The organism is Pedobacter sp. GQ55, from assembly GCF_059758925.1.
In genome coordinates this window covers 171,773-195,004 of record NZ_JCAXEI010000006.1, presented here as the reverse complement: position 1 = coordinate 195,004, position 23,232 = coordinate 171,773, and the positions used below count along the sequence as shown (strand labels likewise).

Sequence of the window (23,232 nt, the reverse complement as noted above, 5' to 3'; positions counted from 1 at the left end):
ATTAATTAGTTAATGTGAGTTTACCAACTGCTGCCAGCCCCGCCTCCTCCTGATGAGCCTCCGCTGCTGCTTGAAGAACTGCTACTGCTACTGGAAGAAGACCAGCTGCTGCTACCCGAAGGGGAAGATCCACTTGAGGTTGATATCTTTGGAATGATAAACTTTATCTTCTCTTCGTATTTGCAATATTCGCATAGATAATAACTATAGCCGAAACCCTCATTCTCTGTGGTTGAAGCTTTATGGATAGCCCTTCGTTTATATAAAAAGGTATAGAAATGGCATTTTGAGCATTCCTGGGCTTTAGCTTCAGGATTCTTATAATCGAGTATCAGTTCTGTTTTGCAAGACCTGCACATCCATACATCATAATCGATTGAGTCAATTTGCTCTTCTATAATATTTCCTTTTAACAGGTATTGATCATCCTTTTCCTCATTTAGTATAATCATCTTATTGCTGCATTTTTCGCATATCATTGGGCTTGATCGTAAAGTATGCAGAAGTTCAGTGTAATTATTCCAGTAGGATCTTAAAAATGTTGTAGGGAATGCTTTTCTGATGTATTGGGATGGTAAATGGGTAGATTGCCATGCCAGATACTGTTGGTGTGGTGTTTTATCCTTTAGGGTGGTGATTAACCTCCTGCCTAAAAAATAGAAGTGCAGGTTCACGTACATCCATAAAAAGAAATAGAGTATTAGAATTGTTCTGATGTTGTGCCATTCAAACGGCAGGTAGATGTTTAATAAAATAATCAGGGTAACAGGGGCTATCCAGAGAAAATAGATAACAGGATTTTTTATTCGCGGTATGCCTTTGTGGGCTGTTAACCGTTGACCTACCAGCGAAGAAAATACCATATAAATGGCAAGGATGATGAGTAAAAGGAAATCAACAATGGGCGCTGCCCTTTGTTTTACCGGTGCCGTGAGGGCTTGTGGGGCGACATCGTAAGGTTGTGAAGTGCCAGGGTCAATAATAACTGGCGGTTCATCAATTTGTGCAAGCGAGGTGCTGTCTGGTGCATGATATATTGCGTTGTTTTCGCTGGTTATGTGCTCAATAACAGCATCCACTCCTTTTTTTACTGCATTGTCGTAGTCGTTTTGTTTGGCATAGGGAATCATGTAGTCTTGCTGGATTTTGTAACATGTTACATCAGGCAATATTCCCTCTAACCCATAGCCTGTTTCAAATTCTATCCGGTGTTGGTCTTCAACTATAAATATAAGCAAGCCATTATTGGTTTTCTTGTCACCAATTTTCCATGAGTTGAATAGCATGGTTGCAATTTCCTTGGGCACATTATCTCCAATACTCTTGACAAATACCACGTCAATATGTGCTTTCCCTGACTGGTCTAATTCCCTGAGTTTTTCATTTAATGAAGAAACAGTCTCGTTTGCAAGTATTTTGTCCGGATTGCTTACGTATGATTCGTTAAGTGTTTTAGGGTCGGGGATGTTAAGAATTAATTTCTCTTTAGATTGCTTACACCCAATAAATATGGAGAGTAAAAGGATAAATGGCAGTAGCGTTGATGTTCTCATGAGCGTTTGTAGTGTTAGGTAAATATCTCTTTTTTTCTGTAAGTTTGAAACAGGACTATGAATCATTTAAGGCCCTTACTGGCTACATATGCATACAATATTACAGGATCCTACGAGGCCTCACTCGATATCGTACAAGATGCTTTTCTAAAATTCTTGCAGATAGACACCACTAATGTTATTAATGAGAAAGCTTATTTGGTGCGTTCGGTAATTAATCTGGCTATTAATTATAAGAAGCAAAGTGAGCGGTTACAGCATGAATATCCGGGAATATGGCTGCCAGAGCCTATTGATACTAATGAGGCGGATTCTGCCTTGAGTAAAAAAGAGGTGCTTTCTTATTCCTTAATGGTGCTTCTGGAAAAATTAACGCCTCGACAAAGGGCAGTTTTTATTCTAAAGGCAGTTTTTGATTATAGCCATGCTGAGATTGCTGAGGTGTTGGAAATAACAATTGATCACTCGCGGCAGATTTTGAAGCGGGCAAAACAACGCCTGCAGCAGGGAGAGACGCCGGGTAAAAATGGTGTGGAAACAGAATTGCTCTTAAAATATGTAAATGCAATAAAGAGGGGCGATGTTCAGGAGCTGGAGTTGATCCTTAAGGTCGATATTTCTGTGATGTCTGATGGCGGAGGACAAGTGCTGGCTGCTTTAAGGCCTGTTTTGGGTAGGGCTAATGTAATTAAGTTTTTAAAGGGGTTGCAAACGAAATTCTTTTCCAAAAGAACCTCTAAATATGCGTGGATCAATCATCAACCGGCAATGTTTCACTATGAAGATGGGGTGATGGTAAGCTGTCAGATATTTGCGTTTGAGCAAAATGAAATTGCGAATATCTTTTTTATTCGAAATCCAGATAAGTTGTCACACTTTAGATATGTTGATTGTCTTTAAGAGAAAAAGAATATTTTATGTTACGAATTAGTCAGAATGAAATCCCGGAAGGGTTATTTAAAGCAATGAGGCAGATAAAGGATTATCTCCGCAGTTCAGGAATTGATCCACTATTAATTGATTTATTGGATGTGAGAGTTTCGCAGATTAATGGCTGTGCATATTGTTTGGATATGCACTCGAAGGAAGCGGTACACAAAGGCGAAACATTACAACGGCTTATTTCGCTGTCGGTTTGGAGAGAAACGGACTATTATACACCTAAAGAAAGAGCTGTATTGGCTTTTGCGGAAAGATTAACCAATCTTCAGGAAGAAAAGGAATCAGATGATTTGCATGATGAGCTTAAAAAGCATTTTTCTAATGCCGAGATTGCAAATCTTTCATTGGCAGTTGCCCAAATAAACTCATGGAACAGGCTGGTTAAGTCTTTTGGAACAATAGCTGGGACATATGAAGTGAAGTAATATTTTTTTCATAGATTTATGCATTATGAATAAGTCTAACAGAAGAAAATTTATTGGAACTGCTGCAGTACTTGCGGTGGGGACAGCCGCAACCGCTATGCCGTTATCAAATATGAAAAAAAATTATCCGGTGGTACACCATGTGTTTTTCTGGTTGAAAAATCCAGATTCAAAAGAAGATCGTGATAAATTAGCCGCAGGTGTGAAAGCACTTTCGAAAATCCCGACCGTAAAAGAACTACATGTGGGTATTGTAGCCAGTACTGAAAAACGCGATGTTATTGATAACAGCTGGGGAGTATCTGAATTGATGTTCTTTAGTGATCTTGAAGGTCAGGCAACCTATCAAACACATCCAATACACCTGGAATTTATAAAAAACTACAGCCATTTATGGGAAAAAGTAGTTGTCTATGATGCAGTTGAGGCCTAAAATAGAATCGTTTTAAATATCATTTAGTAATTCGCTATTACATAAAGCATAAAGTAATTACTTAAGTTTGAAAGAAAAACCGTTATGAAATTTTATCACATTTTAAAGAGTGCACACTCAGGATGGCGTTATATCGTCTTAATTTTATTGGTAGTGGCAATAGTAACTGCAATTGCAGGATGGCTTGGAAAAAAACCATATACAGAAGGAAATAGAAAATTGAATGTGTTTACTTTAATATTTGTACATGTCCAAATTTTATTTGGTTTGGTATTGTACTTTGTGAGCCCGCTTGTTGAAGCAGGAATAAGATATTGGAAAATGGAACATATTGCAATGATGATTTTTGCTGCCATTTTAGTTACTGTAGGCAATGCCAGATCGAAAAGAGTAGATGATCCATCGGGCAAACATCGCACCATTGCGCTGTATTTTGGATTAGGGCTAATCGTGATTATCGCATCAATTATACAGATGACTATGGCTGATCCTAGTCGTAGTTTTTTTGGAGTTTCATAAATTTCACAATTTAATTTTGTTTAGTAAGATTTATTTATATTTTTGTTGCACATGATTAACAATATACATACTTGGCAGTGGCGTGGTAATTCTGAAAAGAGTTTCGTCGTAACCTTGTGTACCTTATAGTTTATCAACCTAAACCAAACCACATTGTAAAACCCGACGTAACCACACGCCGGGTTTTTTTATGATCCGGCAATTTGAATAAATGAATTGAAAAAAATGTTATTATGAATAATTATACCATTAACACAGCTTATAAAAAGAGACTTGCAGATACCACTACTCCGGTAAGTATTTACCTGAGATTGAGAGATGTATTTCCAAATACAATTTTACTGGAAAGCTCCGACTACCATAGTCGTGAGAACTCTATGAGTTATGTGTGTGCTGAACCTGTTGCGGGTATTATACTGCAAAATGGTGTGCTTTCTTCTTACTTTCCTGACGGACGGAAAGAGGAAAAAACGGAGTTTGTACTAACCGAAGAAATAGATGCTTTTAAAGCTGCTTTTACACCGGATGTAATTGATGGCAACAGACATATTTCTAGTGGTTTGTTTGGATATTTTACATGGAACGCGGTACAATATTTTGAAGATATTATCTTCTCTTCTGAAACTCCGAAAGGCGAAGAGATTCCAACAATGCAGTACCATATTTACAGGTATATTATTGCTATTGATCATTTTCGTAATGAGATCACCTTGTTTAAAAACAGGTTTAATGGCGATGATAATGAGGATCTGGAAAAGATGGAATACATTATTCAGAACAAGAACTATCCTGAGTATAGTTTTAAAACGAGTGGTGAAGAGCACTCCAACCTGACAAACGAAGATTTCATGAACATGGTTGATAAACTTAAGAAGCACATATTGCGTGGAGATGTTTTTCAAATTGTTCCTTCCAGAGCGTATAACCAAGGCTTTTTGGGTGATGAGTTTAATGTTTACAGATGCTTAAGATCAATAAATCCATCGCCATATCTGTTTTATTTTGATTACGGAAGCTTTAAGCTTTTTGGGTCATCACCCGAAGCTCAAATTACCATAAAGAATAATGTAGCTAATATTTTCCCTATTGCCGGTACGTTTAAACGCACGGGAAATGACATAGAGGATGCAGAACAAGCGAAAAAACTGGAAGAGGATCCTAAAGAAAGTGCTGAGCATGTAATGCTGGTAGATTTGGCCAGGAATGACCTTAGCAGGCATTGCAGTGGTGTTCACGTGAAATCTTTTAAAGAAGTTCAATACTATTCTCACCTGATTCACCTGGTTTCTAAAGTGAGTGGCAACCTACAGGAAAAGGTTTCGGCATTTAAGGTTGTTGCTGATACTTATCCGGCGGGAACATTAAGCGGAGCACCTAAATACAGGGCTATGCAATTGATTGATGAGAATGAAGGCCTTGGAAGGAACTTTTATGCCGGGGCACTTGGCTATATGGGCTTTAATGATGAGTTTAATCACTGCATCATGATCAGGACATTTATGAGTAAAAACAATCAGCTTCATTACAGAGCAGGTGCCGGTATTGTTGCCGACTCTATTGCGGAAAATGAACTGAATGAAGTAAATAATAAAATTGCTGCTTTGCGCAGGGCAATAGAAATGGCTACGCAAATTTAAGATGGAGAATAATAAGATCATGCAAAAGAAAGTTTTGGTTATAGATAATTACGATTCGTTTACTTATAACCTGGTGCATTTAGTAAATGAATTGGGCAGGGATGTTGAGGTGTGGAGGAATGACAAATTTGAACTTGCCGATGTTGAGCAGTACGATAAGATTTTGCTTTCGCCAGGACCGGGGATACCTGAAGAGGCGGGCTTACTACTTGAGGTAATCAAAACCTATGCACCTACCAAGAGTATTTTTGGTGTTTGCTTGGGTCAGCAAGCGATTGCTGAAGCATTTGGAGGAAGTTTGTTAAATTTAGGTAAACCTATGCATGGAATTGCCACACCAATTGCCGTGTTGGATAAGACTGAACTTTTATTTAAGGATTGCCCGGAGGTAATTAAAGTGGGTCGCTATCACTCATGGGTGGTTAGTAATAAAGGGCTGCCTGATTGCTTTGTGGTTACGGCAACTGATGAAACAGATGAGATCATGGCTTTGAGCCATAAAGCGCTTGATGTTCGTGGCGTACAATTCCATCCCGAAAGTGTGCTTACTGAGTATGGAAAACAAATGATGCAGAACTGGTTAGAAAGTTAAATATGAATATTTTAGATAAAATTGTACTGAGAAAGAAGGAAGAAGTGGGCTTGGCTAAGCAGCATGTTTCTGTTAAACAGCTGGAGGCTGCGCAGCACTTTAATCGCAATCCGTATTCTTTTAAGGAGTTTTTATTAGCAGATGACCGGACCGGTATTATTGCTGAGTTTAAGCGCCAATCTCCGTCTAAGGGTGTTATTAATGACAAAGTTACAGTTGCCGATGTCACTACGGCTTATGCTTCTGCCGGAGCCTCGGCATTGTCTGTACTAACAGATACCGACTTCTTTGGAGGTCATCAACGAGATTTGATTGAGGCCAGAGCCGCGAACAAGGTTCCTATTCTGAGAAAGGATTTTATGATTGATGAATATCAGATCCTTGAGGCAAAAGCCTGGGGTGCTGATATCATTTTATTAATTGCTGCGATCCTTACTCCGCAGGAAATTGTAACCCTAGCGGGCACAGCGAAGGGTTTAGGGCTTAATGTGCTGCTGGAAGTGCACAACCAGCAGGAGCTTGAAAGGAGCATTTGTAAGGATCTGGATGCCATTGGCGTTAACAACAGAAACCTTGCTGATTTTACAGTAAACATTCAGACTTCGTTTGATCTTGTGGATCAGATTCCTGATGATTTTATGAAGATATCTGAAAGTGCCATCAGCGATACTTCTACAATTAAATTATTAAAACAAGCGGGGTTTAATGGCTTTTTGATTGGCGAAAACTTCATGAAAACTGAAGATCCGGGACTTGCAATCAGAGAGTTTGTCAGTGAATTGATCTCGGTATAACTTTTGTATCTTTGTACTTTACATGGGAAAACAGAAATATTACGATACGGCACTTAAGCCGGAACGGGCGGTACTTGTAGGAGTAATCAGGCCTGGTGAAAAGCCAGATGAAACCAGGGAATACCTGGATGAGCTTGCTTTTCTGGTAGATACGGCGGGTGGTGTTGTGGAACATGAGTTTACGCAGAAGATGCTTAAACCTGACCGTGGAACTTTTGTTGGGACAGGGAAACTTGAAGAAATACAGGCTTACGTAAAGTCTGAAGAGATAGATATGGTTGTTTTTGATGATGAGCTTTCTCCATCACAACTAAGAAATATTGAACGGGAATTACAGGTTAAAATATTAGATAGGAGTAACCTGATCCTTGATATTTTTGCCAGCAGGGCACAGACAGCACAAGCTAAAACTCAGGTTGAACTTGCACAATTACAATACTTATTACCTCGACTTACCCGCTTATGGACTCACTTAGAGCGCCAAAAGGGTGGTATTGGCATGAGAGGTCCGGGTGAGACGCAGATTGAGAGTGATAGAAGGATGATCCTTGAAAAGATCGCCCTTTTAAAAAGCAGGCTGAGCCAGATTGATAGGCAAAACGAAACGCAAAGAAAGAACCGCGGACAACTCATCAGGGTTGCCCTTGTTGGATATACCAACGTAGGGAAATCAACGATTATGAATATGCTTTCTAAATCTGAAGTGTTTGCCGAAAACAAACTATTTGCCACATTGGATACTACAGTAAGAAAGGTGGTTATTGAGAATTTACCATTTTTATTATCAGATACAGTAGGGTTCATCAGAAAGTTGCCTCACCATTTGGTAGAATGTTTTAAATCGACATTGGATGAGGTACGTGAAGCAGATGTACTGATCCACGTTGTGGATGTATCGCATGCTAACTTTGAAGACCAGATCAATGTAGTGAATGAGACCCTGAAGGATCTTGGCGCAAGAGATAAAGAGACGATTATGGTGTTTAATAAAATGGATGCTTATGTGAGCCCAGAGCCTGATCATGAAGATGAAGAAAGAGCCGTGCTTACGCTTGATGATTTTAAGCGTAGCTGGATGGCAAATCATAATGCCCCTTCTATATTTATATCTGCCCTGCACAAAGAGAATTTAGAGGAATTTAAACAATTATTATACGATAAAGTTGTTGCTTTGCATACCGAACGCTATCCTTATGATAAGCTGTTATATTAATTAATGCCGTTAAAGTAGAAAGAGAAAAATTATGGAAAGTAAACGTCAACAGAAATTTGCCGGGGTGATACAAGAGGAATTAGCTGCTATTTTTCAGCGCGAAGGCGCTGCATATTTACCCAACACACTGGTTACTATTACAAAGGTTCGCGTTTCTCCGGATTTGGCGGTAGCAAAAATTTATTTGAGCTTTTTAAATACAAACAATACGACCTTATCTGTTGCTGAGGTGAATTCACATTCAAGTGAAATCAGGTATAAACTGGGGGCACGTATTCGTCACCAGGCTCGTGTAATCCCTACGCTTACCTTCTTTTTAGACGATACTAATGAGTATGTAGAGCATATGGATAAGTTATTCGATAAAATATCCAGAGACCGTAAGGAGACGGATGAGCAAGCCGATTGATCTTAACGGCCTTAAACCGGAGTGATGCCGTAATTGGTAAAGTGGTGGATTTTGATGCTGCTCATGACTTGCTGTATCCTCTTGATCTTACCGCCGAAAATAAAGAGCTCACAAACGATATTTTAGATGATACCGACCTGTTTACTACCTGGGTTGAAGAAAAACTGCGTTTAAATAATTGTAGATATGGCATTGGCGGCTATAATGAACACAGGTCTATTTATGCGCGCAGTGCTCATTTTGATACCGCCGAAGAACCCAGAAGGCTGCATTTAGGCGTAGATATATGGGGGCCGGCAGGAACACCTATTTATAATTTTTATGATGCGGTGGTACATAGCTTTAAATTCAACAATACCTTTGGTGACTATGGTGGAACCATTATTCTGAAATATGTTTTGGGAGATGTGGTAATTCATGCCTTATACGGACATTTGAGTGTTGAATCCTTACAAGGGCTGGAAGAGGGAATGTTTATTCCTGCCGGGAGGCGATTTGCTGCTTTTGGTACAAAAGAAGAAAATGGTTACTGGCCTCCGCATTTACACTTTCAGCTGATATATAATATGCAGGGGTTAAAAGGTGATTATCCGGGCGTATGCCAATACACTAAAAGAGATATTTATCTAAAGAATTGCCCCGATCCTGCAGTAATTTTAAAGCACACATTTTAATCGGCTTTAGTTTAAAATACGTAAATTGGTATATGTCAAAGATTCTTTTAGCATTATTTCTTTTGTTGGGGCTAAATGTTAAAGCTCAGCCAACTCTAAAAGGTGGATTAGAGTCTTTTGTGATGAACAATAAGGTTTATCCCCGGTATTCATTACAAAATTGTATTGACGGAAGCGTTACCATAAGCTTTAAATTGAATAAAGTGGGAGAGGTCTATTTCTCTAGGATTCAAAAAGGCATTGGAACAGATCTTGACGACGAGGCACTAAGGTTGATCAGACTAAGCAGCGGTAAGTGGATCGTTCCTGCTGATCATGATACTACGGTGTCTGTTGTGGTCCCAATAAACTTTAAGCTGTCTGGAGATGACTGCCAGAATAAAAGTCAGAAAGATATAAAGCAGGCCATAGAAACCTATAAAACCAATATAGGTATGACAGATGCTGTGCTTAATTTTTACAGGCACAAGGCAACAGGTAAATTTACTGCCGATGAGCAGCGAAGGATCGAAGCGCTGAAAGCAAGCCTTGGCTATGATGAAGAGTATATGAAAATGAGGATAAACGATGGTTTGAAGAAACTGAAACAGAAGGATAAGCAAGGCGCATGTGAAGATTTTATGTTTGTAAAGAATATGGGGTATGATTTGGCGGACGAGCAGATCGCTAAATACTGCAATTAGACAATAACGCTAACGGCTGCAGGAACTATATTAGCTTCAATTCTGCTTACCTTGCCCATATATTCGCCATCAACCTGAAAATGCGCTTTATGTCGTGTTTTTATGTTAAGACTAGTGGTTTGAAAGGATTCAATATTCTTGGGGTTTAAAGCCATATTGGTAAACCTTAGTTTTAAAATCTCCATCACGGAGTACTCTTTTACCAGAATTACTTCAAAGAAATCATCGTCCAGTTTGCCATCAGGGTTAATTTTAACACCTGTGCCATACATGGTTGCATTTGCGATAACCACCATAGCTGCTTCAGAACGGATAGTTTTATCTTTTACCTTAATCTGTACCTGCATTTTGTGATGGCTCCATAGCGCTTTCCATGCGGCTTTAGTGTATCCCCACATTCCGCGCTGCGGCAGGTCATTGAATTTTTTAACGAGATAGGCATTGAACCCAATATCGGCAAGGTGAATGCATAGCTCACCGTTTACCGTTATGACATGTATTTTTTTAGGCTGCCCGTTTACTGTCACATCCAAAGATTCCTTAACGGTTGTTGGGATGCCCAATTCTTTGGCCATGCCATTTGCAGATCCGGCAGGTATAATGCCCATAGGCGTATCTGTTTGGAGTAAGCACTCGGCAATCAATTTCACGGTTCCATCGCCGCCTACAGCTATCACGCGGTCTGCATTTGAACCGGCTATTATTTCTTTAAGTTTTTCAAATGAACAGTCTACGGGCAGCTCATAAATCTCGGCAGTGTGTACTGATGCTTCAAAATATGCGCTTATGGCATCAGCAAAATTGAGCTCACCATTTCCTGATCCTGGATTAACGATAAACAGCAATTTCAATTGAACAGATTTTTCTCCCATTACATTTTCTTTAATATCACAAACAACTTTAGTATTGCTCTGTTTTAATTATTAATGAATAAATCTGTAAGTGTTAAGGTATACCATGGATACGGACACACGCATAACCTTGTGGTATACGGTCATGTATTTAAATTTAGGGCCAAAACAATGCAGGGCTTTAGTAATAATTTATTCGTTAACATTATTCATTTGTTGAAGTTGTTTGTACTAAAGCCATATCCTCATGTGCAAGTAAGGCTCACTTTTAATGGTCAGGAAGTATACCGCAAAACGGAATACGATGGCTTTTTTAAATTTGAGTGGTCGGCCAATGAAAACGTAGATGCGGGATGGCATGGGGTAAAGATTGAGGCTTTAGATAAGGATGGAAAAATATTAGCCATAGGGCTAGGTCAGGTGTTTGTACCCCACATTACTCAGTTTGCCTTTATTTCTGATATTGATGATACGGTAATGGTGTCGCATTCGGCAACTATCAGAAGAAGACTTAGAGAGCTTTTTATTAAAAACCCAAGAACACGAAAAACGTTTAAAGGTACCTATACGCATTATAGTGCCCTGGCAATTTCACATACCACGGCAGATCAGCCTAATCCCTTTTTCTATGTATCTAGCAGTGAATGGAATTTATATGATTATCTGGTAGAGATTTTCAGCTATAATAAATTGCCGGATGGGGCCTTTTTATTGAATCAGATTAAACAGTGGAGGGATCTTGTTAAAACAGGTAAGACCGGTCATGAAGGGAAGTTGATGAGGGTGATGAGAATTTTGGATGCTTTTCCAAATCAAAAGTTTGTCTTTTTTGGAGACAATACACAGAAGGATCCGGAAATATATACTGCTATTGCAGAGAAATACCCTAAAAATATTGCAGCGGTTTACATCAGAAATATCCGCAAGGATATGGAAGAACCAACCAAAGCGTTATTGAAAAGGATAGAGGCACAAAACATCCGTACCTGTTTGTTTGAAAACAGTGTAGATGCAATTGAACATTCTAAAAAGATAGGACTGATTGCAGATTAGCTTATCGATTTTCCAAATGGAGAAAAGGCAAGATTCATTAATTTAAAATGTTGTCGGCCAAATGGAATACCTATAATGGTAATGCAGAACAGGAGGCCAAAGAAAAGATGGGTAAGGGCAATCCAGAAGCCCCCAAATATCAACCAGATGACATTCATTACGGTTGATAAGCAGCCAGTATTGGAAGAGGTATCGGTAATTTTAACACCAAAAGGGGCAAGACCAACAAAAGCAAACTTGAAGCATTGTAGTCCGAATGGAATTCCGACAATAGTAAGACATAGGATAAGACCACCGATTATATATTCGAAAAAAATAAATATTCCACCAAAAATGATCCAGATGATATTGCCTATTAAGTTCATGTTACGCTTTTTATTATGATGAAATATAGCAAGATTAGTTACATTAAACCTATTGTTTTATTATTGTAAATGGTTTTTAGACTACCAGAAGACGAGATTGTTTTTCCTGACCCGGCTTTGGCAGATCCCGATGGATTGCTTGCCGTAGGTGGAGATTTGAGCATTGAAAGATTGCTTTTGGCTTATCGTAATGGAATTTTTCCGTGGTTTAGTGATGATGATCCAATTTGTTGGTATTCGCCACATGAGCGCTGTGTCATATATCCCGCAGAAGTGAGGGTGAGTAAAAGCATGGTTAAAGTCCTTAAATCAGGCACATTTGTGGTAACCTTTAACAAAGCCTTTCGGGAGGTGATCGTTAACTGCGCTAAAGTGGGAAGAAAAGATCAGCCGGGCACATGGATTACTCAGCAAATGCAGGATGCCTACATTAGTTTGCATGAAAGCGGATATGCTAAAAGTGTAGAGGTCTGGAAAGATAAGGTATTGGTAGGAGGGTTGTATGGCGTGGAAGTGGGTGATGTTTTTTGCGGTGAAAGTATGTTTAGTTTGGTAAGTAATGCCTCAAAAACGGCACTAATATGGTTGTGCAAAACTGATAGATTTAAGCTAATAGACTGCCAGCTGCCCAATGATCATCTGATGAGTTTAGGGGCAGAAATGATTTCGCGCGAGCAGTATGATGAATTCCTGAAAGATTAATTCAGGATCTCTTTGATGTCTTCTTTACTTAAAGATTTGAAGAAACTTTCTTCTGTGGTAATCAAAGAGCTGGCTAGTCGTTTTTTACGGTTTTGTAGTGCTAATATCTTTTCTTCTACGGTATCTTTTGCAATGAATTTATAGATAAACACTTTCTTCTCCTGGCCTATTCTGTGTGTACGATCTATTGCCTGCTGTTCTACCGCGGGGTTCCACCATGGATCAAGAATAAATACGTAATCTGCCTGGGTTAAGTTTAAACCTACACCACCTGCCTTAATAGAAATTAAGAATACCTTTAATTCCGTGTTTTTCTGGAATTCAGCAACGATTTCTCCGCGGTTTTTGGTTGACCCATCAAGATAAGAAAAGGAGATACTTTCTTTTTCGAAATAGGCCCTGAAGATATTCAGGTGCTTTACAAACTGCGAAAAGATAAGAACCTTATGCCCGCCTTTAAGTACATTGTCGAGTGTATGGATTACATTTTCGAATTTACCGGAATCAGAAGCGTAGGTATCGTCTATCATAACCGGATGGTTTGCCAGTTGACGTAGTGCCGTTAGACCCTGTAAGAGTTGTACTTGTTTTTTTGCATAGGTCCCATCATCCATACTGCTTAGCAGGTCGTTACGATAGGCAGATTTTGTTTTTTCATAATATGCAGCCTGGTCCTCAGTCATATCGCAATAAAACACCTGTTCGGTTTTAGAAGGAAGTTCTGCTGCTACCTGTTCTTTTGTACGGCGTAAAACAAAAGGCTTTATAATGGCTTGCAGCTTACGGGCCTTTTCTTCATCCTTCCTTTTCTCGATAGCCTGAACATATTCTTCGTTAAAGAATGACTGCGTGCCCAGCAGACCGGGGTTTAAAAAGGTAAGCTGGGTCCAAAGGTCGCTTACAGAGTTTTCGACAGGAGTACCACTCAGGATTAGTCTGTATTTAGATTTTAACGCCTTAACCGCTTTAAATGATTTTGACGAAGGGTTTTTTATATTCTGGCTTTCATCTAATATGATGTAGCTGAAATAGAAGTTTTTCAGAATATCTATATCCACTCTGGTAATCCCGTAAGTTGTAATAACGATATCATACTTCGCAAATATACTTACGTCTTTATCTCTTGTAGTTCCGGTATGTGGATGTATTTTGAGCTTAGGTGTGAACTTTTTAGCCTCATTTAACCAGTTGTAAATTAGGGATGTTGGCATAACAATTAAGGAAGTGCCATGAGTTGAATTTTGCTCATTTTCTTCTTTAAGCTTTTGCAGCATTGCCAGTGTTTGGATGGTTTTTCCCAAACCCATATCATCGGCTAAACACCCACCGAAATTATACTCACGCAGGAAGCTAAACCAATTGTAGCCGGCCTTTTGATAACTACGCAGGTCGCCTTTGAAATGGACCGGCATCTGGGTGTCGGCAATGTTCTCGAAATCATTTAATCTTTCAAGTTTACGGCTTAGGGTTATATTGGCGATGCTGTCCTCTGCCAGTTCATTGATGAGCCCTATGTGATGTTTCTTTAGGTGGAGTGACTTGCCTCCTTCTGATAAGCTGAAAAGGCTGCTATATTGAGAAAACCACTTTTCGGGAATAATAGCAATTGTGCCATCAGGAAGTGTAAATTCCCGCTTTTTGTGAAGTATGTGTTGTTTAAGAGATAGAAAGGGTACCGGAAAGATACCAAAGTATACTATGGCATTGATGTCAAACCAATCGTTATCTTCTTTAATCTCAAAATCTATTTTATTGGCAGCAAATAAGAATTTTTTTGCTCCATTATGTTGTTCTATTTCAAAACCAAGGTTTTTTAAACTTTCTATATGCTCGTTTACCCAATTGATGATGGCATAAGATTGATCTTCATCGTGATTACCCGAAACTTCGAGGTTGTGAAAGAGAGCACTGGTTTTCTTTAAGCCAAGATTTAGCAGCGCATCAAATTTCTGTTTCTCAAATATAGTATCTCTTTTTATACGGGTAAAAATGTAGTTGTCGTCCTCTTTGGCGAGACGAACGGTTACCTTTTTTTCATTGCCCATGGCAAAGGCATATTCCCCGTATTTAAAGTAGAGCTGAAGCTGAGAAACTCCCGATTCTACATAAATGACCTTTAGCGTTGGCGTTGGATCATGCTTTTCTGTTTTAATATCAAAGCCCTCGGCGTAAACATGGTATTTTTCAATAAGCGGGCAAACAAATTTTTCAAAATAGGTTTCCTCGGTTGTCTTTGGTATGGTAATGTAGCGCTTGTTTAAAAAAGGCAGCAATTTTTTTCCTTCAATATCTTGCTCAAAGAAATAGATCATATCGTTAAGCAGCAGCCATGCTGGCTGATTACTTATAATTTGAGCATCCTTGAACATGAAATCGATTCTTAATCCCTGATATTTTATGGTAGGGAAATAGCGCGTTTCAATATTATTACGCCTAAAATGGAACAGTACCGTAGAGGGCTCCAGTGCAATATCTATTTTTCGCTCTGCAGGCCAGCCATCATTATCCATTAAATACAATGAGCCTTCCGCTTTGAGGGCTTCCAGAACTTCAGATAGTTTCCTCTCAATTTTTGGGCGGACAGTTTCATAGAACTTATCGTTAAAAAACTTGCTAAAGAACTCTCCGGGTCTTATTGCTTTCTTGTGATACTTTTTTATGATAAAGTCCTGTTCGGTTTCATCAAGGATTTTGATAAGCTTAAAATCATTATCTGTTAAATGTTTCGCAAACTCCTTAGCAGTATGTGAGAACAAGCGCTGATAGGTAAGAGAGAAATCGCCCTGCGGATTTAACTGAACCATGTGAGGTTCGATTAAATATCCGAAATACGCGTGTTTACACAATGAGTATACAATTTTGCAGGGTTTGGTACTATCTACGCGTAACATTGACTAAAGATTAAAATAATCGGAGGATAAGCATTTAAAAATCTCTAAACATACGTCAAATTGAAGTTCTTTTCAAATGGAATCTCATAATATGGCTAAATTTTTAAAATGAGTTCGTCGAGGGAATCAGACCGTTGGTCGTAAGTTAACTTCTGATGGTATAAAAGAGTGGAATTGGCTGAAACGTTTGCTGAAAATGAGGGTCTTAATAACAAAAAAGCCTACAAAAACCCTAAAACTCAAAAATATGAAAACTCTAGCAAAAACATTATTCGCCTCAGCCTTGACAGTTATCTTTATAACTTCAACAGCGATGACAACATTCGCCACCGGCATTGATAAACAACCAGTTGAATCTGCTACTCCGATGACCTTTAATAAGGTGAAAGTGAGTGGAAATGTAAAAGTTATTTTGGTCCAAAGTAAAAGAGAGCACATCGAAGTAATAAATGGAGATTATAATCCGAACAAAACCTCTATTAAAAGACTTGGATATACTTTAATTATTAACTCAACAGAAGCTAATCGCATAACTGTTTTGGTTTCAGTAAATGATTTACAGCGTATAGATGCCTCAGATAAGGCTATTGTGAAAACTGATGGTAAGTTTGATGTTAAATATCTTCAGGTATTCTTAAAAGATAATGCAAAGGCTACCGTGAAAGCAAATACTGAAAGTATGTATACTTATATAAAAGATCATGCTGATTTGAAGTTAAGCGGTACAACTACAGACCACAACTTAGTAAAAGACGACGTTTCTAAATTAGACGCAGATCACCTGGTAGCTTTGAAAACAACAACAACTCCATTGAATCAGATAATGGTTGCAGCCAACAAAAAGAATTAAAAAACAATTCTACGGTATAAAAAAAGCAGCTGGAATTGGATATCCGCTGCTTTTTTGTGATACTACTTTAAAGATCAAATTTGATTCCCTGAGCCAGAGGAAGCGTATTTGAGTAGTTTATCGTATTGGTTTGTCTGCGCATGTAAGCTTTCCATGCATCGGAACCACTCTCGCGACCACCGCCTGTTTCTTTTTCACCACCAAAGGCTCCGCCTATCTCAGCACCTGAGGTGCCAATGTTGACATTGGCAATGCCACAATCGGATCCCTGCGCAGATAAAAATTGTTCTGCTTCCCGTAAATTAAGCGTCATTATTGCCGAGGATAATCCCTGAGGTACACCATTCTGTAAAGCGATAGCGTCGTCCAATGTTTTGTATTTTATCAGGTACAGAATTGGAGCAAAGGTTTCGTGCTGGACGATCTTGTAATCATTTTTTACCTCAGCAATACACGGTTTTACATAACATCCGCTGGTATAAGCCGGGCCTTCTAAAACACCTCCTTCTACTATGAATTTTCCACCTTCGGCCTTGCATTTTTCAATGGAATCAAGGTAGCTGGCAACAGCGTCGGTGTCGATTAACGGGCCAACGTGATTGTGCTGATCAAGGGGATCACCTATGCGCAATTGACCATAGGCCTTTACCAGTTTTACCGTAAACGCATCGTAAACACTTTCGTGGATTATTAACCTGCGGGTAGAGGTGCATCGCTGACCAGCTGTTCCTACTGCTCCAAAAACAGCGCCGATTAAGCTCATGTCCAGGTCTGCGTGTTCAGAGATAATAATGGCATTGTTGCCGCCTAACTCCAATAAGCTTTTTCCTAAGCGAGCACCAACTGCTACTGCAACTGCTTTTCCCATTCGGGTAGAGCCTGTGGCTGATATCAGGGGTACGCGACTGTCATTTGTCATGAGCTCGCCCACTTCCTTATCTCCAATAATTAGATTGCAAACGCCTTCGGGAATGCCATTTGCTTTAAAAACATTAGCAATAATATGCTGACACGCGATGGCTGTGACAGGTGTTTTTTCTGATGGCTTCCAGATGCAAACATTGCCGCAAACTAAGGCCAATGCGGCATTCCAGCTCCAAACAGCTACCGGGAAGTTAAAGGCAGAGATGATACCAACAATTCCTAATGGATGCCATTGCTCATACATGCGATGGCTGGGGCGCTCAGAATGCATTGTTAAGCCATAGAGCTGACGAGACAAGCCCACCGCAAAATCGCAGATATCTATCATTTCCTGTACCTCGCCAAATCCTTCCTGAAGACTTTTACCCATTTCATAAGAAACCAGGGTTCCCAGGTCTTCCTTGTTTTTACGAAGCGCGTCACCAAACTGCCGCACAATCTCACCACGCTTTGGGGCTGGTAAGCTGCGCCAGAATAAATACGCCTCTTCTGCTTTTTTTATTACTGTTTCGTAATTATGGGCACTGGCAACCTGTACGCTTGCTATCTTATTCCCATTAACCGGGGAATCGCTGTTAAGTATTCTGGCATCTGAGGAAGCTCCCCATTGATTGCCTGTACTGTAGGCCGGATTTAAATCCAGAATGTTTAGGTTTTTTAGAACCTGGCTAATATTATTCTGCATAACTAAATAGTTTATAGGCAATTTTCTTTCCTCCGTGTATCAACAATATAGATGATCTTCCAGGTGGTTTTATCTTTAAACAACTGAAACGAATTGACACCGCAGTGGCTAAATTTATTGTCAATATAGAACTTATAATCTGTCCACACACTGGCAAGGTTCCCATCTATCAAAATTTTTGTAAATACAATTCGTTCATCAAATTTTTCTTTGTGTGGTGTTCCTGTAAATTTGATAAAATCGGCGACCTTCCCATCACTTAATTTAAATTCACCTTCTTTGGATTTATGGATGGTCTGCATGATTGCATTACTTGCAAAGGCAGCACTTACCATCGCGCTATCGGTATTTCTCATGCCGTCAAACAATTTGTTTATCGTGCCTTTAACAAGGTCTTCTTCATGTTGCTGGATTTGGGCCGAGACGTTAAATACCGTTGTAAGAAAAACAATAATTAAAAAGTTACATTTTTTCATTTTTATGAATTGTTGCATAAGGGGTTGATGTTTTCGTGACGGGAATATTACCCGTCTTAAAATAAAGTTACGTTATTTTGTATTGAATTAGGATCAGAACCCTTGTTTCATTCTCTATCTGGCTAAACATTCTGAGGGTAGATGTTTAGGCTAACTATTATTATTTCAGTTGTTTATGGGCAAGGGTGTGTGTATGTTGAAAATTATTTGGTGAGTAACACTAATAATTGTTGTAAACTTATAATGTATTTTTAACACAGGGATCTGTTCTTTAATTATTTGATACATGGAAGAGGAATTTTATTTTGATTTTAGCGATGATGCGCAACGTTCAGTAGAGCGTTACGAAGAGATGATACGTAATCAGGACCAATACTTTTTTGATGCCCAGGCCTTTGAAAATATTATTGATTACTACATTGAAAAGAACGACCCCGTAAAGGCATTGCAGGTAATAGAATATGCATTAAATCAGCACCCTTATGCCGCGGTATTCCTGGTTAAGCAGGCTCAGCTGTTATTTGTTACTGATCAAACCGAGCGTGCATTTTTGGCACTCCAGAGAGCAGAAATGCTTGAAGCATCGGAAGCAGAAATCTATATCCTTAGGGGGAATATCTATAACAGCCTTGAGCGGTATTCAGAGGCATTGGATAATTTTCAGAAAGCACTTGAATTTGCTGAAACTACCGATGAGATCTTGCTGCAAATTGCTTATGTGTATCAAAACATGCTCGATTACGAGAGTGCTATTGTTTACATAAAGCAGAGTTTGGAACAGAACATGGAAAACAAGGACGGATTGTACGAACTCGCTTTCTGTTATGATATATTAGATAAGCAAGAAGAAAGTATCCAGTTTTATCAGGAATATATAGATAATGATCCATATTCTTACGCCGCATGGTATAATCTTGCAAATTCTTATCACAAGCTAGATCTTTTTGAGAAAGCAATTGATGCCTATGATTATGCCATCCTGATTAAGGATAATTTTGCGTCTGCGTACTATAATAAAGGAAACGCTTTGGTTCAACTTGATCGGTTTGCAGAGGCTATAGAAGTTTATAAGCACACTTTTGAATACGAAAAACCCAATGCTGACACCTATTGTGCAATCGGGGAATGTTACGAGAAATTGGAACGTATGGACGAAGCGAGATCCTATTATAAAAAATCTGTAAAGATGGATCCAAAGATGGCCGATGCCTGGTTTGGAATAGGAGTAACGCTAAATTTTGAAGAACGTTTCTTTGAGTCACTTCATTTTTACAAAAAAGCAATTGAACTTGATGATGAGAATCCTGACTTCTGGTTTGCAATGGCCGACGCTTATTATAAACTGGGTCAGATAGAGCAATCTGTTGAAGCTTATTATAAAGTTCTTGAATATAATCCGGTGGATGTTGAAGCCTGGTTGGATTTTTCGACAGTTCTATATGAACAAGGTAAATTGCTTGAAGCCTCAGAAACCATCGCTGATGCTATAAAAAACAACCCTGATGCAGCAGAGCTCTATTATAGGATGGTAGCTTACTTGTTTGCCCTAGGAGAAAAGAACGACGCTTTGTTATATCTTGAGACCGCACTGGCCACAGATCCGGATAAACACTACATATTATTTGAATATTTGCCCCAATTACAGGAGAACGGTTCAATACTAGAAGTAATCAATCGTTATTTAAAATAAAAGATCGGACAGTTTTTATTAGTTATGCTGATGAAAACTGTCCGATTTTTTTTCACCTTTGTGAACAATATGAATTACCCATTGAATAATATACCCGAACGACCTGTAAAACCTAGGAACAAAGGAATTACGATGGTTATGGATAAAGGGCTAAGTTTAAGACAAACAGAAGATTTTATAGACGTTGCCGGAATACATACTGATATTGTAAAGCTAGGCTGGGCTACTTCTTTTGTAACTCCGAATCTGAAAGAGAAATTGGCTATTTATAAGTCTGCAGGTATTCCTACCTATTTTGGTGGTACCCTGTTTGAAGCGTTTATTATCAGAAATCAGTTCGACGATTATTGTCGCGTGCTGGAACAGTTCGATATGGAATACGTAGAAGTTTCTGATGGCTCAATTACCATTGAGCATGATTTGAAATGTGAGTTTATTCAAAAATTATCTAAGCAGGTTACAGTAATCTCAGAAGTAGGATCTAAAGATGCGGCTAAAATATTTGCCCCATATAAATGGATCAAACTTATGCAGGCTGAAATAGAAGCTGGATCATGGAAAGTGATAGCCGAAGCCAGAGAGGGTGGTAACGTAGGTATTTACAGGGGATCAGGAGAGGTTAGAGAAGGCTTAGTTGATGAGATCCTTACCCAGATTCCAGAAGAAACAATCATTTGGGAGGCTCCTCAAAAGGAACAACAAGTATGGTTTATTAAACTGCTTGGCTCAAATGTGAATCTTGGAAATATAGCGCCTGCCGAGGTTATACCTTTAGAAACCATTCGTTTAGGATTAAGGGGGGATACGTTTGATCACTTCCTGGATTTGGCAAAGTTGTAATTTTATAAATATTACCTTTTAATTATAACTTATCAGAATGAGAAAATTTGGGTTAATCGGATTTCCGTTATCACATTCCTTTTCAAAAAAATTCTTTACTGAGAAATTTTTAAATGAAGATATTCCCGATTGTGAATATGAGCTTTTTCCGATTGAACATATTGAGCTTTTACCTGAGCTTATTTCTAAAAATGTTGAACTGGAAGGCTTAAATGTTACCATTCCTTATAAGCTTGCAGTACTGCCTTTTTTAAATGAGGTAGATGAGGCTGCTGAGCAAATAGGTGCGGTAAATTGTATTTCTATTCAGCGTAACAACGGACAGGAATTACTGACAGGGTACAATACTGATGCTTATGGTTTTGAAGCGTCTTTAAAGCCGATGCTAAATGAGCACCATAAAAAAGCCCTGGTTTTTGGAGATGGTGGAGCTGCTAAAGCCGTAAAGTATGTTTTAAATAAACTAAACATTCCTTTTATTGTAATCACAAGATCGCCAACCTCGAATAGTATTCTTTATGATGCGGTAACCGCAGAGCTACTTCAGGAGTATACAGTTTTGATAAATACGACACCCTTAGGGATGTCTCCAAATACCGAAACCTGCCCGGATATCCCTTATGAGGCATTCACCGAGAATCACTTGGCTTACGACCTGGTTTATAATCCGGAAGAGACAACGTTTCTTGCAAGATCCAAGGCCAATGGAGCGAGTATCAAAAACGGATTGGAAATGCTATATCTTCAGGCAGAGCGATCCTGGTATATTTGGAATAAATAGATGAAGAAGGTCACTTTTTTTTCTCTTTCTATGTTAATGATGTTGCTTTATGCTTGCACAGGGAGCGATTATTCCCCTAAGCCCAGAGGATATTTTAATATTGAAATGCCGAAAAAAGTGTATACAACCTTTAATAAGGGATGTGCATTTTCATTTGATTACCCGGTGTATGCCGAGATGTTAAAAGACAGTAGTAAGGACACCAGACCTTGTTGGTACAACCTTTCTTTTAGTCAATTTAATGCGCGGTTGCATTTAACATATTATGATATTTCTTCTAAAAAGGAGTATGAAGGTTTAGTTGAAGATGCAAGGACTTTTGCATTTAAGCATACGGTGAAAGCAAACTCAATAGACCAGAAATTGATTAACTATCCGGAAAAGAAGGTTTATGGAGTGTATTATGCAATAGAGGGAAATACGGCGTCATCCGTTCAGTTCTTTTTAACAGACAGCACCAAACACTATTTTAGAGGGGCATTATATTTTAACGAGCGACCGCAGTACGATTCTATACAACCAGTCGTTTCCTTTATTAAAAAGGATATTGACAGAATGATTAGTACATTTAAGTGGATAAATAAGGGCACATAAGGAATTTAAAATGATCAGTATACAAAGATTTACTTTTAACCCGATAAGGGAAAACACTTATGTTTTATATGATGAAACGGGTGAATGTGTAATAATAGATCCTGGAATGTATGACGGAGAAGAGCAAAACACCCTGGTTAAATTTATAAAAGAGCATAACCTAAAGCCAGTACTCTTATTAAATACCCATTGTCATTATGATCATGTATTTGGAAATAAGTTTGTTCATGATAATTGGGGGTTAAAACCACAATTCCATAAAGGCGAATTATATGTGCTTCAAGCAATACCGGGCTATTTGCCTCAAATGGGTTTGCGTTATGAACTTTCTCCGGAACCTGAGGTTTTCTTACCCGAAACCGGTAAGGTTAAATTTGGCAATAGCGAACTTGATTTAATTTTTGCACCAGGGCATTCACCGGCACATTTATGCTTTTATGCTGCTGCTGATAATTTTCTTATTGGAGGTGATGTGCTGTTTTATTCGAGTATTGGCCGTACGGATCTTCCGGGAGGTAATCACATGCAATTGATCAACAGTATCAAAAATAACTTGTTTATATTGCCTGATGATTGTGAAGTTTTCCCGGGGCATGGACAACCTACAACAATAGGCTTTGAGAAACAACATAATCCTTTTTTACAGTAACTTTTAT

General features: G+C 38.8%; 25 protein-coding genes. 19 read left to right on the top strand and 6 right to left on the bottom strand.

The genetic code is table 11. The annotated features are described in order from the left end of the window. Positions 1–20 precede the first annotated feature (20 nt). Positions 21–1,553: a TPM domain-containing protein gene (locus AC6CH7_RS17150; RefSeq protein WP_498263913.1), complete on the bottom strand. Its 1,533-nt coding sequence runs from the start codon at positions 1,551–1,553 to the stop codon at positions 21–23. Between the two features lie 57 nt (positions 1,554–1,610). Here AC6CH7_RS17150 and AC6CH7_RS17145 point away from each other — a divergent pair, with 57 nt between their 5' ends. From AC6CH7_RS17145 to AC6CH7_RS17095, 11 genes are all read left to right on the top strand, one after another. After that, positions 1,611–2,453 carry a sigma-70 family RNA polymerase sigma factor gene (locus AC6CH7_RS17145; RefSeq protein WP_498263912.1) on the top strand — a complete coding sequence of 281 codons (843 nt, stop codon included), beginning with the start codon at positions 1,611–1,613 and terminating at the stop codon, positions 2,451–2,453. 17 nt (positions 2,454–2,470) lie between these two features. Further along, positions 2,471–2,920, top strand: a complete 450-nt coding sequence (locus tag AC6CH7_RS17140) for a carboxymuconolactone decarboxylase family protein (RefSeq protein WP_498263911.1) — start codon at positions 2,471–2,473, stop codon at positions 2,918–2,920. Positions 2,921–2,945: 25 nt separating this feature from the next. Continuing rightward, positions 2,946–3,353: a Dabb family protein gene (locus tag AC6CH7_RS17135; RefSeq protein ID WP_498263910.1), complete on the top strand. Its 408-nt coding sequence runs from the start codon at positions 2,946–2,948 to the stop codon at positions 3,351–3,353. 84 nt (positions 3,354–3,437) lie between these two features. Continuing rightward, entirely contained in the window at positions 3,438–3,872 is a 435-nt protein-coding gene (locus AC6CH7_RS17130; RefSeq protein ID WP_498263909.1) for a cytochrome B, read from the top strand. 233 nt (positions 3,873–4,105) lie between these two features. After that, positions 4,106–5,509, top strand: coding sequence for an anthranilate synthase component I family protein (locus AC6CH7_RS17125; RefSeq protein WP_498263908.1), 1,404 nt, complete (start codon positions 4,106–4,108; stop codon positions 5,507–5,509). A gap of 19 nt (positions 5,510–5,528) precedes the next feature. Continuing rightward, a complete protein-coding gene (locus AC6CH7_RS17120) occupies positions 5,529–6,101 on the top strand; it encodes an anthranilate synthase component II (RefSeq protein WP_498263907.1) in 573 nt (190 codons plus the stop codon). Between the two features lie 2 nt (positions 6,102–6,103). Beyond that, a complete protein-coding gene (gene trpC, locus AC6CH7_RS17115; RefSeq protein WP_498263906.1) occupies positions 6,104–6,895 on the top strand; it encodes an indole-3-glycerol phosphate synthase TrpC in 792 nt (263 codons plus the stop codon). Between the two features lie 22 nt (positions 6,896–6,917). Beyond that, entirely contained in the window at positions 6,918–8,108 is a 1,191-nt protein-coding gene (hflX, locus tag AC6CH7_RS17110; RefSeq protein WP_172662208.1) for a GTPase HflX, read from the top strand. A 31-nt stretch (positions 8,109–8,139) separates the two neighbouring features. Further along, positions 8,140–8,517, top strand: coding sequence for a 30S ribosome-binding factor RbfA (rbfA, locus tag AC6CH7_RS17105; protein WP_498263905.1), 378 nt, complete (start codon positions 8,140–8,142; stop codon positions 8,515–8,517). Continuing rightward, a complete protein-coding gene (locus AC6CH7_RS17100) occupies positions 8,514–9,191 on the top strand; it encodes a peptidoglycan DD-metalloendopeptidase family protein (protein ID WP_498263904.1) in 678 nt (225 codons plus the stop codon). The genes rbfA and AC6CH7_RS17100 overlap by 4 nt, the downstream gene beginning before the upstream one ends. Positions 9,192–9,223: 32 nt before the next feature. Continuing rightward, complete coding sequence (locus tag AC6CH7_RS17095) at positions 9,224–9,874, top strand: TonB family protein (protein ID WP_498263903.1); 651 nt, start codon at positions 9,224–9,226, stop codon at positions 9,872–9,874. Here AC6CH7_RS17095 and AC6CH7_RS17090 read toward each other — a convergent pair. Further along, a complete protein-coding gene (locus AC6CH7_RS17090) occupies positions 9,871–10,746 on the bottom strand; it encodes a diacylglycerol/lipid kinase family protein (RefSeq protein ID WP_498263902.1) in 876 nt (291 codons plus the stop codon). The two genes, AC6CH7_RS17095 and AC6CH7_RS17090, sit on opposite strands and share 4 nt — an antisense overlap. Before the next feature lie 54 nt (positions 10,747–10,800). On the opposite strand from AC6CH7_RS17090, the gene AC6CH7_RS17085 reads away from it, so the two are divergent. After that, positions 10,801–11,778, top strand: a complete 978-nt coding sequence (locus tag AC6CH7_RS17085) for an App1 family protein phosphatidate phosphatase (protein ID WP_498263901.1) — start codon at positions 10,801–10,803, stop codon at positions 11,776–11,778. On the opposite strand, the gene AC6CH7_RS17080 is transcribed toward AC6CH7_RS17085, so the two are convergent. Then, positions 11,775–12,143, bottom strand: a complete 369-nt coding sequence (locus AC6CH7_RS17080; RefSeq protein ID WP_498263900.1) for a YccF domain-containing protein — start codon at positions 12,141–12,143, stop codon at positions 11,775–11,777. The genes AC6CH7_RS17085 and AC6CH7_RS17080 overlap by 4 nt on opposite strands. Positions 12,144–12,212: 69 nt before the next feature. On the opposite strand from AC6CH7_RS17080, the gene aat reads away from it, so the two are divergent. Then, positions 12,213–12,845 (top strand): leucyl/phenylalanyl-tRNA--protein transferase, encoded by a 633-nt coding sequence (aat, locus tag AC6CH7_RS17075; protein ID WP_498263899.1) that lies wholly within the window; start codon positions 12,213–12,215, stop codon positions 12,843–12,845. On the opposite strand, the gene AC6CH7_RS17070 is transcribed toward aat, so the two are convergent. Continuing rightward, entirely contained in the window at positions 12,842–15,736 is a 2,895-nt protein-coding gene (locus tag AC6CH7_RS17070; RefSeq protein ID WP_498263898.1) for a DEAD/DEAH box helicase, read from the bottom strand. The genes aat and AC6CH7_RS17070 overlap by 4 nt on opposite strands. Before the next feature lie 247 nt (positions 15,737–15,983). On the opposite strand from AC6CH7_RS17070, the gene AC6CH7_RS17065 reads away from it, so the two are divergent. Next, a complete protein-coding gene (locus AC6CH7_RS17065) occupies positions 15,984–16,586 on the top strand; it encodes a GIN domain-containing protein (protein ID WP_498263897.1) in 603 nt (200 codons plus the stop codon). Positions 16,587–16,653: 67 nt separating this feature from the next. Here AC6CH7_RS17065 and amaB read toward each other — a convergent pair whose 3' ends face one another. Continuing rightward, positions 16,654–18,195, bottom strand: a complete 1,542-nt coding sequence (gene amaB, locus AC6CH7_RS17060; RefSeq protein ID WP_498263896.1) for an L-piperidine-6-carboxylate dehydrogenase — start codon at positions 18,193–18,195, stop codon at positions 16,654–16,656. Between the two features lie 11 nt (positions 18,196–18,206). Beyond that, a complete protein-coding gene (locus tag AC6CH7_RS17055; protein WP_498263895.1) occupies positions 18,207–18,671 on the bottom strand; it encodes a nuclear transport factor 2 family protein in 465 nt (154 codons plus the stop codon). A gap of 286 nt (positions 18,672–18,957) precedes the next feature. On the opposite strand from AC6CH7_RS17055, the gene AC6CH7_RS17050 reads away from it, so the two are divergent. The 5 genes from AC6CH7_RS17050 to AC6CH7_RS17030 all read left to right on the top strand — a co-directional run bounded on the left by AC6CH7_RS17050 (position 18,958) and on the right by AC6CH7_RS17030 (position 23,225). After that, a complete protein-coding gene (locus AC6CH7_RS17050; RefSeq protein WP_498263894.1) occupies positions 18,958–20,361 on the top strand; it encodes a tetratricopeptide repeat protein in 1,404 nt (467 codons plus the stop codon). A 69-nt stretch (positions 20,362–20,430) separates the two neighbouring features. Further along, positions 20,431–21,201, top strand: a complete 771-nt coding sequence (locus tag AC6CH7_RS17045) for a phosphosulfolactate synthase (RefSeq protein ID WP_498263893.1) — start codon at positions 20,431–20,433, stop codon at positions 21,199–21,201. A 37-nt stretch (positions 21,202–21,238) separates the two neighbouring features. Continuing rightward, positions 21,239–21,982 (top strand): shikimate dehydrogenase family protein, encoded by a 744-nt coding sequence (locus AC6CH7_RS17040; protein ID WP_498263892.1) that lies wholly within the window; start codon positions 21,239–21,241, stop codon positions 21,980–21,982. Continuing rightward, positions 21,983–22,576 carry a gliding motility lipoprotein GldD gene (gene gldD / locus AC6CH7_RS17035; RefSeq protein ID WP_498263891.1) on the top strand — a complete coding sequence of 198 codons (594 nt, stop codon included), beginning with the start codon at positions 21,983–21,985 and terminating at the stop codon, positions 22,574–22,576. Positions 22,577–22,586: 10 nt separating this feature from the next. Next, the gene (locus tag AC6CH7_RS17030) at positions 22,587–23,225 is read left to right on the top strand and encodes an MBL fold metallo-hydrolase (RefSeq protein WP_498263890.1); all 639 of its coding nucleotides are present in this window, start codon (positions 22,587–22,589) and stop codon (positions 23,223–23,225) included. Positions 23,226–23,232: the final 7 nt, after the last annotated feature.